Origin of the sequence: Salinispirillum sp. LH 10-3-1 (assembly GCF_030643825.1) — a bacterium.
Lineage (GTDB): Bacteria > Pseudomonadota > Gammaproteobacteria > Pseudomonadales > Natronospirillaceae > Salinispirillum.
This window is the reverse complement of sequence record NZ_CP101717.1, coordinates 3,207,849-3,222,351: the sequence shown is the minus strand read 5'-3', so window position 1 is coordinate 3,222,351 and position 14,503 is coordinate 3,207,849. Positions and strand designations below refer to the sequence as shown.

Sequence of the window (14,503 nt, the reverse complement as noted above, 5' to 3'; positions counted from 1 at the left end):
CTTCAGGCTGCCTCCCGTTCATCAACGCTTGTGCTGGCTTCATAAGTACCTGAATCTTTGATCACCTTTAAAAAGTATATAGAAACGCATAGCTCTAACACGCCTGATACTATGAATATCTTGCTAATAGTACCCAGCTCAAGGTCATAACCCCCAACAACAAGTGTTAATGATAAGGCGAGAGACGCTATGGGGAATAATCCTTGCCCAAAAAGCCGCCTTAAACCCAGCATTCCTGCCCGATTATCGGTATTTGTATGCTCGATCCACTCCATTTGATTGGCCATATTTCCCACTTCCAGAGCGATGCTCCGAAAAGCAACCAATAAACATATAATTATTACCTCACTGGCCAAAGGCAAAAATATTCTTCCCAGTATGGCGCCCGCTATTGTTGTTAAGGCTATGACTTTGTGGTTGCTAACAGGAAACGATTTAGCCGAGAAAGCTATGCCGATCAGGCTCGAAAAAGCTATGGCGCTACTAACTAGTGCAAGAGCAATATGATCATTATTCATTAGCTTAATAATATACAGGGGGATTAATATAATGGTAACGCCATTTAACGTGTTTAAGACCAGATAGTAAAATGACAGCCGGTACAGGCCACTGGTCATTAGTTCGTTAAAATAGTACAGTAATTTTGTAGAATATTTTTTTCTCTCGTTATTGGCTTTAGGCATATACAGGATAGTAAATAACAAGAATAATAAAGTGAATAAAAATAGAGTGGTGAACGTTTCCTTAAGCTCAATGCTGCCATAAAAAATGCCAGCTATGGCTGGCGAAAATGTCATTGCGCTGCCGCTTATAAAGGAGTAGGCAGCATACGTCAAACGAAGCTTGCCCTTGCTGAATAGTTTTGGGATCATCGAAGTGATGGCGATGACAAGAGTGCTGCTGACTATTGACTGAATAAAAACAAACGCAAGTAAAGCAATAAGTGTTATTTCGCTACGGGAACCAAGATGGGTAACATAAAAAGCCGCAATTAAGTAAATTGACAAAAATGACAACACAACATGCCGCTCTCCTAATTTATCTATCAGCTTTCCCGAGAAAAAGCTGAAGTATATTCCTGGAGCTATGGCAAGGGTCGATACAAGAGGCAGAAAATTTCTAGCGTCAGTTTCTAAACTTATGTGCATGACTATGAAAAAGCTGACAATGCCTTGTAAAAGTATCAAGCCAAATATACAAGGAAACCATAGCATTTGGACGCTATACTTTAGGTTAAGTATATTCAATTGCTTTTTCAATGTAGGCAATTCCTTCGGTAGTTAAGAAGTTTCTTTTTTTTAATAGCTCTCTGCGAAGAAAATATGCCTTGCTTTTAGCATCTTCAATCATTGATCTGGGAAATAATTCTGGCTTTATCAATTTACAGGCTGACCTGAAGACTGACAAGTACGAATACACCCATAAGGCATGAATTGCCCTGTCAATTTGCCACGTCTGTTGATTGCCATTTGGTGTGTGGCGCCATTCAATTTGGATCCCTGGATAGGTGGCGCTATCGTAATCTTCGGCAAGTATGTCTGACTCTAGCAGGTCAATGTTTACCTGGTTGTGAGTCATTTCATGAAACAGATTCTCCGCAAGATAGTAGATACCACCATCATGATTTATTATGTCTGGGGCTAGATGGAACAATGCATTCTTGGATACAAAGCATGAAAAAGGAAAGTTTGGTACACTTAAAGATGTTATAGCTCTAGCATTGCCAGTGCTTTCCAATGGAATTATAACAGATAAATGGCTTTATAAGTTGTGGTGTGTTGTTCCGAATCTATCACCTAAGAAATTAATTGCTTCTTCTATTTTTTTATAGAATTCTATGCTTCCTGAATCCCTGTTGTTTAATATGGAATGCCCAGATATGGGGATTTCGCCCTCGTACTTTCCTGGAAGATTACCTTTGATTATTTCTATTTTTGAATTCTTTATCGTGTGCGCTGAAAACATGTCTTTCTCTGGTGCAGTCAGTCTTTTGTTATTGACCAACTCCCAAGCCAATATGCTCTTTTTTAGCCCTGTTAAAGATCCACAAGCCTTTTCAAGCTCACTTTTGCTAAGCTCCATTTTAGCCATCTCCCTTAGTATGGATGTCTTCTTTGACAAACGTCATTTGATTCGGAGTTTTGCCACTGGTCCTCATTATTCCCAAAGCAACTTCATGATTCATTAGCTCTGGTGACCAATCAGGAGAAGCGACAGAGCCATTATCTCTAAGTCGTCTGTCGCCAATATACTGTAACTTTTGACAAAGCCTTTCAGTTTCCTCTGGAACTAGCTGATCAGCCAAAGAAACTAGATGTTTAATTTTTTCAATAGCTGTCATATATTCATGTGGTACGAGATCGTCTAGCCTGTCATTTATTTCCTTTAGTTTAATTCGTGCTGTGCGGTGGTATTGACCGATCTGAACTGAATCTTCAATGACCCTTGCTAACCTTTCAATTCTTTCCATTGGTCCAAGGGAAGGATCTGGGAGCAAATCCCTCAAAATTACTGATGTTGCTATCAATTCTGCGTTTACGTCCTCTTGAGGTATCATCATTATGCGATTTTTTATCATTAACTCGGAGTCCTTTATAAAAAATATTTATATCTAAAGTATTACGGGCTGTACAAACAGCCCGTTACCAAAAAAGGTAGTTGATCCTTATTTACCAATCAGCAACCGTATGGTCTAATCGTTTTGTCAGTCGTTTAACTTTTTTCTGAATTTTACTCATAATTATTCCTCATTAATTGTCGGTTTGTAGTTGTCAAAAATTGACTGGATAATCCAGTCAACGGAACCATTCTAATGATTAAACGGCATTGGACTAAGCAGAACTGGTCGCAGTTTTTCACGTTCAATCGCGCACATGCACGTATTGACATCAACAGAATTATATTGTTTGTGACTTTGGTCGCGGTGTGAGTTAGGAATTGGTTGCTTTTGATCGTTTGAGCTCTAGTATAGGTATAGGATCTAGGTAGTACTGTGCCTAATTGTTGTTTGGTTGCCTATTAAACAGGGGACTATGGACGGCCAGTGGATAAGCTTTCTTGTAATTTAAAGGAATATGCTCTATGACGGAATCTATTGTCCTTGCCCCTGTTCGGGAGCAGATTGTCTCTGCATTCACCCCCCAAATTCTAGACTTCGAACGCCTGGAAGCGACTGAGCGGGAGTGCTTCGCGTTGAATCTGAGGCGTTGTCGAATTCAGTTGAAACTAAGCCAGTTGGCAATGGCACAGAAAATGTCTGTCTGTCTGCGGCAATACCAAAGGTACGAAGAGGGTAGCTACCCCTGTATGAAGACAATGGCCACCTTCATGCTGGCGACAGGTGTGCCCTATCAGTATCTTTTTGTCGGCGGTTGCTATCAGAATCTGTTTAAGGATATTCCGCGTCGGAAAGAAGCTGTTGTCCTGCAGAGCTTGGCAGGGCTTTGCTCGGACAGTGACTTCCACAGCTTGGTACTGTTGATCAGTGGCACTCTTGAAAGAACTAGATCCATACAGCCAGAAGAACTGTGCTTCGGTTCGTCTATTGAGTTGCTCGAGACTCCCTCACAACAAGGCTACTACGCCATGGTGGCAGGCCGTCTGCGAGAACTACGCAACCTTCTGGATCTCACTACGGACGATATGGCTGAGCTGCTTGGCGTGGAGAGTAGGACCTGGCGTGCCTACGAGCACGAGAATGATGGGCCCCAGTTCAGTGTTTTGATGGCATTGCGCCTATGGGCGGCAACCAAGATTAATCCCCTCTGGCTGACTTATGGTACTGACTTCTTCAAAGTAAGACTAATTCAGCACAGGCGTATGGAGTATTTGCTTGGGTTGTTCAATGAGCTACCCGAAGCTTTTGACAGTACGGTAAAGCAGATGATGTCTGTGTTGCATAAGAAATATATGGGGCATTGGGGACCTCTGAATTAATCACTGGTTTCCGCTAAGTTATCAGCCATCATTACATCAAGAAGAGCAATGGATCAGCTTAGTTTCAGTGACGCAGGGTATCAAAGCACACGCCGTCCCGCACGCCGCGAAAAGTTCCTCGCCGAGATGGGTCGTTTGCCTGATGAAACCACCTTCCTTAATCTTCGTCGGTTCTTAGAGAAGCATAATTTAAGCAAAGTGATTTTCGACACCGTCAACAAACACCTTGAAGATTGAGGCATGCTGCTGCAGGAAGGTACTTTCATGGACGCCATTATCATCAGCGCTCCAGCTCGACCAAGAACAAAGAGGTGGCACTAGACCCTGAAATGCAATGAGAGGCACTTTGGCATGAAGATGCACATCGGAGTAGATGTGACCACGGGTGTGATCCATAGTCGTGAAATAACAGCCGCCAACGCCCATGGCCTTGAGCCTTCAGACGAGTTGCTGCGCGGCAACGAGGAATACCAGTCGCCTGCTGCCTATGGCAGGCTTGGTGAGTTTAATGATGATGAAGAAAAGTTGGTTGGCGTAGGGGTTGCTGCGCCTAAAAGGCTATGAAATGGCCAATCTGGTCAAGAAAAGTGCCGCTTTTGGCATTATTGGGTGACATTGTAATTTCTAAAACCATTGTTGCTGATGGTAGTGGATTGTAAGGTGATAAGTTCAGAGGTTCCCTAGTGATCCAGTACATCAAGCATTTTGGCGCACAACATTGTGGTCAGCGGCGTTGACCCGCCTTGACGGCTCGGAAAGATCAAGGTCGGATTACGGTATACGACCCAGAAACGGCGCCGGGCGGCATCAAAGTCGCGCAGAAAAGCTGTGCGTCTTGTTGTACATGCAAGGGCGGCGGGTCTATACTTGTCCCATAAAGCGTACAGGTGGGGCTCTATGAAAATTGTGTCGTTTACAGAAGCCAGAAATGGCTTAAAAGCGGTGTTGGATTCCGTGGTCAATGACGCGGATACAGCAGTGATTACCCGCCGTGATTCAGAAGACGCGGTAGTGATGTCGCTGGACTACTACAACAGTCTGATGGAGACGGTACACTTACTGCGCTCACCCGCCAACGCCGAGCATTTGAATCGCTCCATTGAGCAATTTAAAGCTGGGAAAGTCACGCCAAGAGACTTGATGGATGAGTAGTCGTTTACTGTCATGGACTGACGAATCATGGGGCGATTATCTGTACTGGCAAACCCAAGACAAAAAAACGCTCAAACGCATCAACAAGCTGATCAACGACGTTAAACGTTCACCTTTTGAAGGTATTGGTAAGCCAGAGCCGTTGAAGGAAAACTTAGCGGGTTTTTGGTCGCGCCGTGTAGATGATACAAACCGCTTAGTTTACGCGGTGGATGATCACGCGGTTACGATCATTTCCTGTCGCTATCACTATTGAGTGTGGTCCTACCTTAGACCGCAAGGGCATTCAAGAATACCCCGATTACATCGGCTCTATCGGCGCCAACCAAGCCGTCCCACCCAACATCCTCTGCTGGTTAATAATCCAATTGGCCCTTTCACGCATATAAGGTGTAGCTCGCCCCGGTGTATAACGAGCCGGGCTTGGCAAGGTCGCGGCCAGCAAAGCGCTTTGGTAAGGAATCAAGCGATCCGCCGAGCGATTAAAATGGTACTGCGCGGCGGCTTCCAAGCCGAACACGCCATTAGGCCCCCACTCTGCTATGTTCAGGTAAATCTCCAGAATGCGGTGCTTGGGTACGGTCAATTCCAGCAGCAAGGTAAACCACGCTTCCAAGCCTTTGCGCACCCAACTGCGGCCGGTCCATAGATACAGATTGCGTGCTACCTGTTGGCTGATGGTGCTGGCGCCGCGCAATTGGCCGCGCCTTTCGCGCTCTTCTACGGCCTTTATAATCGACTCCACGTCAAAGCCTCGATGCAGAGGAAAAAGCTGATCTTCCGAGGTGACGACCGCCAACGCGGCATGGCGCGGAATCTCGTCCCAACTGAGCCAGTGTTGTCGCAGTTCAAACTCATCGCCACCCGTCCACCAACGCTCTAGGATCACCATCGAGGTGACGGGGTTTACCCAGCGCAGCGGTGCGACCATCAGCAAGCTTAGGCCGACGAACAGTAGGCCAACGATCAAGCACCAGCGGAACAATCGTCTAATCAGTCTGCGCATAGTGGTACGTCCGGGCGTGATGTACTGATGTTCAGAAAAACACCGTTGGTCAACTGAGTACCGCCTGTAACCATTGGCTGATGGCTTGAACCTGTTGTGGGTGTACGGAATGCGGCATGGGGTAGACCTGATATTCCGGCGTGTAGCCCATGGCTGTTAAACGGCTGTGGGCGTTGCGGCCCAGTTGTTCGGGAACGATGGGGTCGTGGTCGCCGTGTTGAATGAGCACGGGCAATTCAGCATTGCTCGGGTGTGGGGTCAGGGTGTCGGCCGTAGCAAAGTACGTGGACATAGCCAGCAACCCGGCCAACGGTTTGTCGAAGCTCAGTGCGGCGTGGTAGGCCACTGCGCCACCTTGTGAGAATCCGGCCAACACGATGCGCCGCGTGTCGATGCCGCGATCCACCTCCTGCTGTATCAAGGCCTGCACGGCCTCGGCGGATGCCGTCAGCTGCGCTACGTCGACCTTACGATCAATATTAATATCCAGAATGTCGTACCACGCGGGCATCACCATGCCGCCATTGACGGTGACCGGCAGGCTGGGCGCGTGCGGAAAAATAAACCGAGTTGCCAGGCTGCTGGGTAACTTCAGCTCCGGCACGATGGGCGCGAAGTCATGCCCGTCGGCGCCTAATCCATGCAGCCAAATCACCGCGCTGTCAGCGGGGGCGGACGGGTTGATTTCTTCAAAGGGTAGAAGGGGCATGTTTGGACTCCAATTTCGGGCAGTACAGTTTACTGCATCGCGGTGCGGTTTATCGAATATTGAATGCATAACCACGACAAGCGACCAATGTTCAAATGAATATCGGTGTTCAGCGGAAATGACAGTGTTCTTTTCGTTTTTGCAATAAAAACGTCACAAGGTAGTGACAAAATGAAAATGTATACGGTAGATTGGGTGGCCTTAAGTTCATATGGTGTTCTTACGAGTGTTCATATGAGCCGGTCACAACAATAAAAACACTGAGGATAACAGTATGAAAAAGACGTTGATTGCCGCCGTTGTTGCAACGCTGAGTGCAGCGCCTGCAATGGCTACCACTGAAATTCAATTTTGGCACGCCATGGGTGGTGCGCTGGGTGAGCGGACCGAAGAAGTTGTGGCGGGCTTTAATGCTTCGCAATCAGAATTCCGTGTGAACGCGAGTTACCGTGGTAACTACAACGACACCATGACGGGTGCCATTGCAGCATTTCGTTCACGCCAACAGCCCGCCATTGTGCAGGTGTATGAAGTGGGTACGGCCACGATGATGGCCGCAGAAGGCGCCATCTATCCAGCGTATCAGCTGATGGAACAGCACGGCCGCAACTTTAACCCGGACAATTACTTGAGCAGCGTAACGGGTTACTACGCTGACCAAAACGGCAATATGCTGTCGATGCCGTTCAACAGTTCGACGCCTGTGCTGTACTACAACAAGGAAGCCTTTGCCAAAGCTGGGTTGCCGGATCGTGGCCCGCGCACGTGGAATGAAATGGAAGAATTCGGCCAGGCACTGCTGAGCGCTGGCTATGCTTGCGGCTTCACAACGGCATGGCAGTCGTGGATTCACCTCGAAAACCTGTCTGCCCGTCACGATGTACCCTTTGCTACCAACATGAACGGTTTCGGTGGTTTGGATACCGAGTTGACTTTCAATGGCCCGGTACAGGTTGCACACGTTGAGCGCATGGGTCAGTGGCAGCGCGATGGTATCTTCAGCTATTCAGGTCGTACCAACGAAGGTTCAGCGAAGTTCTACAGCCAGGAATGCGGTATGTACACCGAGTCTTCTGCTGGTTTGGCCGGTATCAACGCCAATGCGCAGTTTGAGTTCGGCGTCAGCCAGTTGCCGTACTGGGATAACGTGATTGAAACGCCACAGAACACCATCATCGGTGGTGCTACATTGTGGACTCTGCGTGGCCATGATGAGGACACCTACCGTGCGGTAGCGGCGTTCTATGACTATTTGGCCGTACCGGAAGTGCAGGCGGCATGGCATCAAGTGACGGGCTACCTGCCAATCACCTATTCTGCTATCGAGCTGTCTGAGCGCCAGAATTTCTACGCAGAAAATCCCGGTTCTGACACGTCAATCAAGCAGATGACCTCTGTTGAGCCGACCGATAACTCTATGGGTGTGCGTTTGGGTAACTTCCCACAGATTCGCGGCATCATTGATGAGTCGTTGGAGTCTGTATGGAACGGCAGTGCAACCGCTCAGCAAGCACTGGATCGTGCCGTGCAGCGCGGTAACGAGCAGCTGCGTCGTTTCGAGCGTGCCAACCGTTAATTGAGTAACCAACTATCTGGGCGACCTCGTGTCGCCACTGACGCGATGTGATCGCAAGGCGTGATCTTGACAGGCAGTTGAGGTCACGCCCTTTTTCGTTTTGTGAGCGTTTCTATGCACGATACCGTTGTGTTCAATAATAAGGTGCTGCCCTATTTTCTGCTGGCACCGCAATTGGCTGTGACCATCGTATTTTTTCTTTGGCCCGCCGGTCAGGCACTTTATCAGTCGTTTTTAATTGAAGATGCCTTTGGCTTTTCGCGCGAATTCGTCTGGTTCGAGAATTTTATCTATCTGTTTCAAGATGACGAGTATTGGAACTCCATGCGCGTCACCTTTGCTTTCAGTGCCATGGTGGCTTTCTCGGGTATGGCAGTGGCGTTGTTGCTGGCGGCCATGGCCGACCGGGTGATCAAGGGCGCAGGCACGTATAAAACCCTGTTGATCTGGCCGTATGCCGTGGCACCGGTTGTCGCTGCCGTACTTTGGTGGCTGATGTTTAACCCCTCCATGGGTATTCTGCCGTATTGGATGAAGTTTGTGGGTTACCACTGGAACCACTATGTGAACGGTGGTGAAGCCATGGCCGTGGTGGTGATTGCCTCGGCGTGGAAACAGGTGAGTTACAACTTCATTTTCTTCTTGGCCGGTATGCAGGCCATTCCCAAGTCCTTGATCGAAGCCGCCGCGATTGATGGTGCCAGCCCGTTCAAGCGCTTTTGGCAGATCGTGTTTCCTCTGCTGTCACCCACCGCCTTCTTCCTGCTGGTGGTTAATGTGGTCTATGCCTTCTTCGAAACCTTTGGTGTCATTCACGCCACCACCTTGGGCGGGCCGGACAATGCGACCCGCACTCTGGTGTACAAGGTCTATGAAGACGGCTTCGTCGGCCTCGACTTGGGCAGTTCCGCCGCCCAGTCAGTCATCTTGATGATCTTGGTGATTACCCTAACGGTCATCCAATTTCGGTACGTTGAGCGGAAGGTGCAATACTGATGATAGAGAATCGCCCTTGGTTGTCCGCGTTGCGGCACATAGTTCTTATTCTGGGTATCGGCATCATTGGCTTTCCGATTTGGATCGCCTTGGTGGCCTCGACTAATACGTCCAGTTCCTTCGTCTCCGGCGTCATGCCTCTGTGGTTTGGTGAGCAGGGCCTGGAAAACTTCCGCCGTGTGTGGCAAAACGATCAGCGCGTATTAGGCGTGACTGTGTCGGCCTCGTGGATGATGTGGAACAGTTTCATCATGGCCATGGTCATTGCTGTCGGTAAAATCGTGATTTCACTGATGTCGGCGTACGCCATCGTGTATTTCCGCTTTCCGTTCCGTCGTACCTGTTTCTGGTTGATCTTTTTGACGCTCATGTTGCCGGTTGAAGTACGGATTCTGCCGACGTACGAAGTCGTAGCGAGTTTGGGCATGCTGAATTCCTACGCTGGCTTGACCATTCCGTTGATCGCCAGCGCCACCGCGACCTTTCTGTTTCGCCAGTTCTTCTTGTCGATACCCAGTTCGCTGGTGGAAGCCGCCCGGATAGACGGCGCCGGACCGTTTAAATTTTTTAAAGACATCCTGTTACCGCTGTCGGTGAATAACATCGCTGCGTTGTTCGTCATTCTGTTTATCTACGGCTGGAACCAGTACCTGTGGCCGCTGTTGATCACCACCGACGAGAACTACTACACCATTGTGATGGTCATCAAACGCTTGATGACGGCCGGCGAAGGCAATGTGCCTTGGAACATCATTATGACCACGACGATATTGGCCATGTTGCCACCGGTCGTTGTGGTGATTGTGATGCAGAAATTCTTTGTGAAAGGCCTCATCGAGCAAGAGAAATAATTAAGGGGACATTAACGTGGCCACAGTTTCATTACGTAACATCAAGAAGACTTACAGCAATGGTTTTGATGCCATTCACGGTTTAAACATCGAAATCCCCGACGGCGAGCTGGTGGTGTTGGTGGGGCCGTCCGGGTGCGGTAAATCCACGTCGCTGCGCATGGTGGCAGGATTGGAGAGCATCAGTGGTGGTGATCTGTACATCGGTGATGTGCGGGTCAACGACCTTGAGCCCGCCGAGCGCGACATTGCCATGGTTTTTCAGAACTACGCGCTGTACCCGCACATGACGGTGGCGCAAAACATGGGGTACGGCCTGAAAAATCGGGGCGTGTCGAAGGAAGAGATCAAACAAAAGGTTGAGCGCGCGGCGGCGACGCTGGAAATCAGCCACTTGCTAGACAACAAGCCTAAGCAGCTGTCGGGTGGGCAGCGCCAGCGGGTTGCCATGGGGCGTGCCATCGTGCGTAACCCCAAGGTGTTTTTGTTTGATGAGCCGCTGTCAAACTTGGACGCCAAGCTGCGCGTGCAGATGCGCATCGAGATCAAGCGATTGCAGCAAGAGTTTGGCACCACGTCCATCTATGTGACGCACGACCAAGTTGAGGCCATGACCCTGGCCGACCGGTTAGTGGTTATGAACAACGGCCGTGTGGAGCAAATGGGCCCGCCGCTGGAATTGTACGAGCGCCCGGAAACGCAGTTTGTGGCGAGCTTTCTGGGTTCGCCCGGCATGAATTTTATGGCGGCAAAGGTTGAAGGGCGCCGCTTGAATCTGGTCGGCGGACATGTGCTGGACTTGGGGAGCGCGGGCGAGAGTGCGTTGGACCTGTCCGATCTGCAAGGGCAAGAGTTGGTGCTGGGTCTGCGCCCGGAGCACTTAGAGGCCTGTGCCCCTGAGGACGCCGATTTCACGCTGGAAGTGGAGATGGTGGAGCCGCTAGGTGCCGACACCTTGCTCTATGGTCGCTTACCGGGCAATCCCGACCTGATGGTTGCCGAACAATCCGGTAAGATACGCTATGAACGCGGAACACAGGTGCCTTTGCGCGTTGATCGCGCCAATATTCACCTGTTCAACAAAGACACTCAGCAACGGATTCAATAATTAATGATCGCCGACAAACTGATAGCCCACCGTGGTTGTTCTCTTTTACGCCCGGAGAACACCCTGGCGGCAATGACCCTGACACACGAGATAGATATTCGCTGGGTGGAGATTGACGCTAACTTGGTCGGTGACGGTACGCTCGTGATGTTCCACGACGACTACCTCGACCGCCTTACACCGGGCACGGGTAAGCTGGCCGAGCAACGCTGGGACGACGTTAAAGATCTGGATGTCGGCAGTCACTTCAGTGCGGACTATCAGGCCGAGCGCATGCCCCAATTGAGTGAAGCACTGCAGCACATAGCGGGTTTGCGCTTGGGCCTGAACTTGGAAATAAAGGTATACCCCAGCTTCACCGCCGCGGACATAGTGCCCAAGGTCATTGCGGCTCTGGAGCAACATTGGACGGATTTCGATCGCCTGATCATCTCCAGTTTCGATGCCGATGCCTTGCGTCTGGTGCGTGCCGCCAAGCCCGACTGGCAGTTGGGTATGCTGTATGAGGCCATTGAAGACGACTGGGCAAAGCTGGCAAACGAGCTTTCTTTAGTGAGCATTCATTCGCATTACGCGCTTTTGCAGTCTGCGCAAGCGAGCGCCATTAAAGCGGCGGGTTTGGACTTGTATTGCTATACCGTCAACGACAGAAAAGCGGGAGAAGCTTTGTGGCAGATGGGGGTGGACGGGCTGATCACCGATAACCCACTGTTATTTTTACCGTGAAGGCGGGGCCAGTGTCCGTTCAGGATGTGAATCTGGCGGCGGTGCGCTTTCTGTTTACCGACGTCGATGATACCCTGACCACCGCCGGGCAACTGTTGCCGGAAACCTATGCGGCGCTCTGGGCTTTAGCGCGTAGCGGTGTGCAAATAGTGCCAATTACCGGAGGTTGTGCCGGGTGGTGCGATCAGATCGCGCGCACCTGGCCGGTGGCCGGAGTGATTGGCGAAGGCGGCGCTTTTTATGTCCGGCGCGATGCGTCACACCATCTGCACTGGCAGTATTGGCGTTCCGCCGCTGAGCATCAAGCCGACCAGCAGGCTATTCTAGCGTCTATCCAACAATTACCTGTGTCGTATCCGTTAGTACTGGCTAAAGACCAGTCGTTCCGCCATGTGGATGTTGCCATCGACTATAATCAGGATAGCCAGTTGACCATCGAGCAGGCTGATGAGGTCTGCGCTTTATTGCGCCAAGAAGGCTTCAATGCAAAGCGCAGTTCTATCCATATCAACGTCTGGCGTGGCGACTTCAACAAGTGCGCAATGGCCCAGCGTATGTTGCGTGACGTGTTCAAACTGAGCAGCGCAGAGATGCAAGCACAAGTGTGTTTCATTGGTGATGCGCCAAATGATGAGTCGATGTTTGAGTTTTTCCCCATCAGTGTCGGGGTTGCCAATATCAAGCCGCACCTAACCACTATGCAGCACCATCCTGCGGTTATTACACAAGCCCCTTCGGGTCTGGGCGTGGTGGAGCTGGCGCAGCATTGGCTCGCGCAGCGGCCATAAATCTTATAATTAACAGGGAGACAGAATGGCGGTTATGATTCAGCTGGCAGGGGCGGTAGCGCTTCTGCTGTGGGGCATTCGCATGGTACAGACGGGATTCAGCCGCCTGATGGGCAGTCGCTTGGAACGTTTGTTGCGCCGCAGCACCAGCAATCGACCGCGTGCCTTCGCCACGGGAGCCGTGGCGGCCTTTTCTTTGCAATCCTCCACGGCCGTTATCCTCATGATCGCTGGATTCAGCTCCGCCGGGATGATGACGCTACCCATGGCCTTGGGTACAGTGTTGGGTGCTGAAGTGGGGGCCAGCCTCGCGGCTTTCCTGTTGAACCTGAATGTCCAAGCCCTGGCCCTGCCGCTGGTGTTATTGGGTTTTATCCTGTTTCGCAATCAACAGAACCGCAGTCGAAAGCACGCCGGACGTATTCTGATTGGCTTGGGTATCCTGCTCCTGTCGCTGAGCCTGCTGGGCCAAATCACGAATGAATTGCGCGGCAGCGAACTGTTCCAGCAAATCACACAATACGTCGAATCCGATGCCTTCTTAGCCATCACCTTAATGGCCATCTTGACCTGGGTTATCCATTCTACGCTGGCTGCGGTCTTGATCTTGGCGCAGTTTGCAATGGACGGCACCGTTTCATTGGAGACCGGCATCTTCCTGTTGTTGGGTGCTAACCTTGGAGGCGCCATGCCTGCTCTGGTGGCCGGCTGGTCGTTGAAGGGCGACGGACGCGAAGTGGTGCTGGGCAATCTGCTGTTCCGTTTAATCGCCGTGTTGCTCGGTATGCTGGCACTGCTGATCGGTGGTGACAGGCTGTTGGAGCTGCTGCCCAGTGGGGCTATGGGGATAGTAACTGCTCACATTGCGCTGAACTTGCTTAATGGCTTGGTGCTACTAGCCTGCCTACCCTTGCTCACGCCGTTGTTCGAATGGCACAGCCAGCAAGGCCAAAGTGGCACGGAGATCTCCGATGAAACCGACCAGCCGATGTATCTGGCGCTTGACGACATCAACAACCCGGCACGCGCCATCGCCAATGCGCGCAATGAAGCCCTGCGTATTGCCGATCTGGTTTACCGCATGCTTAATTATTCCATGGACGCTTTTAAAGACCGTGAGCTGGTTAGGCAGATCAGTGACCTTGACGACGATATCGACCGCCTGCACCGTGAAGCCTTGCATTACGTGGTGTCCATTGAAGAGTCGGAGAACCGCAAGGAATTGCGCCACGAGCGTCATGAAATCATTACTTTTATGACCAATTTGGAGCACATTGGCGACATCATCGACACCAGTTTGATGCAGCTGGCGCGCAACAAGCTGCGCGACAATCTGGTGTTCGATGCCGAACAAACGCGGGTTATTGAGGCCTTGCACGAAGAGCTGGTGGATGCCTTTCGCTTATCGCAAGCGGTGTTTACCAGCGACAGTGCCGAGCTGGGTAAAGACCTGCTGCGCATCAAACGACGCTATCGGACGCGTATTCTGAATGCGCGGCGTGAACATCTGGATCGTCTGCGCGGCCATCACCGTGAAAACCTCAAATCAACCCAGATATTCATCGATGTGCTGCGCGACCTGCAACGCATCTGTTCGCATTTGACGGCGGTGGCTTATCCCGTGTTGGAGCGGCATAAGAAAGACTAGAGGGGTG

General features: G+C 50.6%; 17 protein-coding genes. 12 read left to right on the top strand and 5 right to left on the bottom strand.

Features of this window, described 5'->3' with window-relative positions; genetic code table 11:
- Positions 1–2: 2 nt before the first annotated feature.
- The 3 genes from NFC81_RS14855 to NFC81_RS14845 form a co-directional block, all read right to left on the bottom strand.
- Positions 3–1,259, bottom strand: a complete 1,257-nt coding sequence (locus NFC81_RS14855) for an MFS transporter (RefSeq protein WP_304995258.1) — start codon at positions 1,257–1,259, stop codon at positions 3–5.
- A 502-nt stretch (positions 1,260–1,761) separates the two neighbouring features.
- Complete coding sequence (locus tag NFC81_RS14850) at positions 1,762–2,082, bottom strand: hypothetical protein (protein ID WP_304995257.1); 321 nt, start codon at positions 2,080–2,082, stop codon at positions 1,762–1,764.
- A 1-nt stretch (position 2,083) separates the two neighbouring features.
- Positions 2,084–2,578 carry a hypothetical protein gene (locus NFC81_RS14845; protein ID WP_304995256.1) on the bottom strand — a complete coding sequence of 165 codons (495 nt, stop codon included), beginning with the start codon at positions 2,576–2,578 and terminating at the stop codon, positions 2,084–2,086.
- A gap of 503 nt (positions 2,579–3,081) precedes the next feature.
- Here NFC81_RS14845 and NFC81_RS14840 point away from each other — a divergent pair.
- The 5 genes from NFC81_RS14840 to NFC81_RS14820 all read left to right on the top strand — a co-directional run bounded on the left by NFC81_RS14840 (position 3,082) and on the right by NFC81_RS14820 (position 5,344).
- Entirely contained in the window at positions 3,082–3,936 is an 855-nt protein-coding gene (locus tag NFC81_RS14840; RefSeq protein ID WP_304995255.1) for a hypothetical protein, read from the top strand.
- A 48-nt stretch (positions 3,937–3,984) separates the two neighbouring features.
- Positions 3,985–4,173 carry a hypothetical protein gene (locus NFC81_RS14835; protein WP_304995254.1) on the top strand — a complete coding sequence of 63 codons (189 nt, stop codon included), beginning with the start codon at positions 3,985–3,987 and terminating at the stop codon, positions 4,171–4,173.
- Positions 4,174–4,260: 87 nt separating this feature from the next.
- Positions 4,261–4,500, top strand: a complete 240-nt coding sequence (locus tag NFC81_RS14830; RefSeq protein WP_304996992.1) for a transposase — start codon at positions 4,261–4,263, stop codon at positions 4,498–4,500.
- 333 nt (positions 4,501–4,833) lie between these two features.
- Entirely contained in the window at positions 4,834–5,088 is a 255-nt protein-coding gene (locus NFC81_RS14825) for a type II toxin-antitoxin system prevent-host-death family antitoxin (RefSeq protein WP_304995253.1), read from the top strand.
- Positions 5,081–5,344 carry a Txe/YoeB family addiction module toxin gene (locus NFC81_RS14820; protein WP_304995252.1) on the top strand — a complete coding sequence of 88 codons (264 nt, stop codon included), beginning with the start codon at positions 5,081–5,083 and terminating at the stop codon, positions 5,342–5,344. The genes NFC81_RS14825 and NFC81_RS14820 overlap by 8 nt, the downstream gene beginning before the upstream one ends.
- 45 nt (positions 5,345–5,389) lie before the next feature.
- Here NFC81_RS14820 and mtgA read toward each other — a convergent pair whose 3' ends face one another.
- Together mtgA and NFC81_RS14810 are read right to left on the bottom strand one after the other, a co-directional pair.
- Positions 5,390–6,094 (bottom strand): monofunctional biosynthetic peptidoglycan transglycosylase, encoded by a 705-nt coding sequence (gene mtgA, locus NFC81_RS14815; RefSeq protein WP_304995251.1) that lies wholly within the window; start codon positions 6,092–6,094, stop codon positions 5,390–5,392.
- 49 nt (positions 6,095–6,143) lie between these two features.
- Positions 6,144–6,803, bottom strand: coding sequence for an alpha/beta fold hydrolase (locus tag NFC81_RS14810; protein WP_304995250.1), 660 nt, complete (start codon positions 6,801–6,803; stop codon positions 6,144–6,146).
- 274 nt (positions 6,804–7,077) lie between these two features.
- Between NFC81_RS14810 and ugpB the strand changes: the two genes are divergently transcribed.
- The 7 genes from ugpB to NFC81_RS14775 all read left to right on the top strand — a co-directional run bounded on the left by ugpB (position 7,078) and on the right by NFC81_RS14775 (position 14,496).
- A complete protein-coding gene (gene ugpB, locus NFC81_RS14805; RefSeq protein WP_304995249.1) occupies positions 7,078–8,379 on the top strand; it encodes a sn-glycerol-3-phosphate ABC transporter substrate-binding protein UgpB in 1,302 nt (433 codons plus the stop codon).
- A 114-nt stretch (positions 8,380–8,493) separates the two neighbouring features.
- Complete coding sequence (gene ugpA, locus NFC81_RS14800) at positions 8,494–9,375, top strand: sn-glycerol-3-phosphate ABC transporter permease UgpA (RefSeq protein WP_304995248.1); 882 nt, start codon at positions 8,494–8,496, stop codon at positions 9,373–9,375.
- Positions 9,375–10,226 (top strand): sn-glycerol-3-phosphate ABC transporter permease UgpE, encoded by an 852-nt coding sequence (gene ugpE, locus NFC81_RS14795; RefSeq protein WP_304995247.1) that lies wholly within the window; start codon positions 9,375–9,377, stop codon positions 10,224–10,226. Before ugpA ends, ugpE begins: the two co-directional genes overlap by 1 nt.
- Before the next feature lie 16 nt (positions 10,227–10,242).
- Positions 10,243–11,334, top strand: a complete 1,092-nt coding sequence (locus NFC81_RS14790) for a sn-glycerol-3-phosphate import ATP-binding protein UgpC (RefSeq protein ID WP_304995246.1) — start codon at positions 10,243–10,245, stop codon at positions 11,332–11,334.
- Between the two features lie 3 nt (positions 11,335–11,337).
- Positions 11,338–12,060, top strand: coding sequence for a glycerophosphodiester phosphodiesterase family protein (locus NFC81_RS14785; protein WP_304995245.1), 723 nt, complete (start codon positions 11,338–11,340; stop codon positions 12,058–12,060).
- Between the two features lie 11 nt (positions 12,061–12,071).
- Complete coding sequence (locus tag NFC81_RS14780; protein ID WP_304995244.1) at positions 12,072–12,848, top strand: HAD-IIB family hydrolase; 777 nt, start codon at positions 12,072–12,074, stop codon at positions 12,846–12,848.
- Positions 12,849–12,873: 25 nt separating this feature from the next.
- Positions 12,874–14,496, top strand: coding sequence for a Na/Pi cotransporter family protein (locus tag NFC81_RS14775; RefSeq protein ID WP_304995243.1), 1,623 nt, complete (start codon positions 12,874–12,876; stop codon positions 14,494–14,496).
- Positions 14,497–14,503: the final 7 nt, after the last annotated feature.

Excerpts from the sequence above, each read along its gene's own strand:
- NFC81_RS14810 (WP_304995250.1), bottom strand. The coding sequence starts at position 6,803 with ATGCCCCTTCTACCCTTTGAAGAAATCAACCCGTCCGCCCCCGCTGAC.
- NFC81_RS14840 (WP_304995255.1), top strand. The coding sequence starts at position 3,082 with ATGACGGAATCTATTGTCCTTGCCCCTGTTCGGGAGCAGATTGTCTCT.
- NFC81_RS14785 (WP_304995245.1), top strand. The coding sequence starts at position 11,338 with ATGATCGCCGACAAACTGATAGCCCACCGTGGTTGTTCTCTTTTACGC.
- NFC81_RS14825 (WP_304995253.1), top strand. The coding sequence starts at position 4,834 with ATGAAAATTGTGTCGTTTACAGAAGCCAGAAATGGCTTAAAAGCGGTG.
- NFC81_RS14835 (WP_304995254.1), top strand. The coding sequence starts at position 3,985 with ATGGATCAGCTTAGTTTCAGTGACGCAGGGTATCAAAGCACACGCCGT.
- NFC81_RS14775 (WP_304995243.1), top strand. The coding sequence starts at position 12,874 with ATGGCGGTTATGATTCAGCTGGCAGGGGCGGTAGCGCTTCTGCTGTGG.
- NFC81_RS14850 (WP_304995257.1), bottom strand. The coding sequence starts at position 2,082 with ATGGAGCTTAGCAAAAGTGAGCTTGAAAAGGCTTGTGGATCTTTAACA.
- ugpE (WP_304995247.1), top strand. The coding sequence starts at position 9,375 with ATGATAGAGAATCGCCCTTGGTTGTCCGCGTTGCGGCACATAGTTCTT.
- ugpA (WP_304995248.1), top strand. The coding sequence starts at position 8,494 with ATGCACGATACCGTTGTGTTCAATAATAAGGTGCTGCCCTATTTTCTG.
- ugpB (WP_304995249.1), top strand. The coding sequence starts at position 7,078 with ATGAAAAAGACGTTGATTGCCGCCGTTGTTGCAACGCTGAGTGCAGCG.
- mtgA (WP_304995251.1), bottom strand. The coding sequence starts at position 6,094 with ATGCGCAGACTGATTAGACGATTGTTCCGCTGGTGCTTGATCGTTGGC.
- NFC81_RS14845 (WP_304995256.1), bottom strand. The coding sequence starts at position 2,578 with ATGATAAAAAATCGCATAATGATGATACCTCAAGAGGACGTAAACGCA.
- NFC81_RS14820 (WP_304995252.1), top strand. The coding sequence starts at position 5,081 with ATGAGTAGTCGTTTACTGTCATGGACTGACGAATCATGGGGCGATTAT.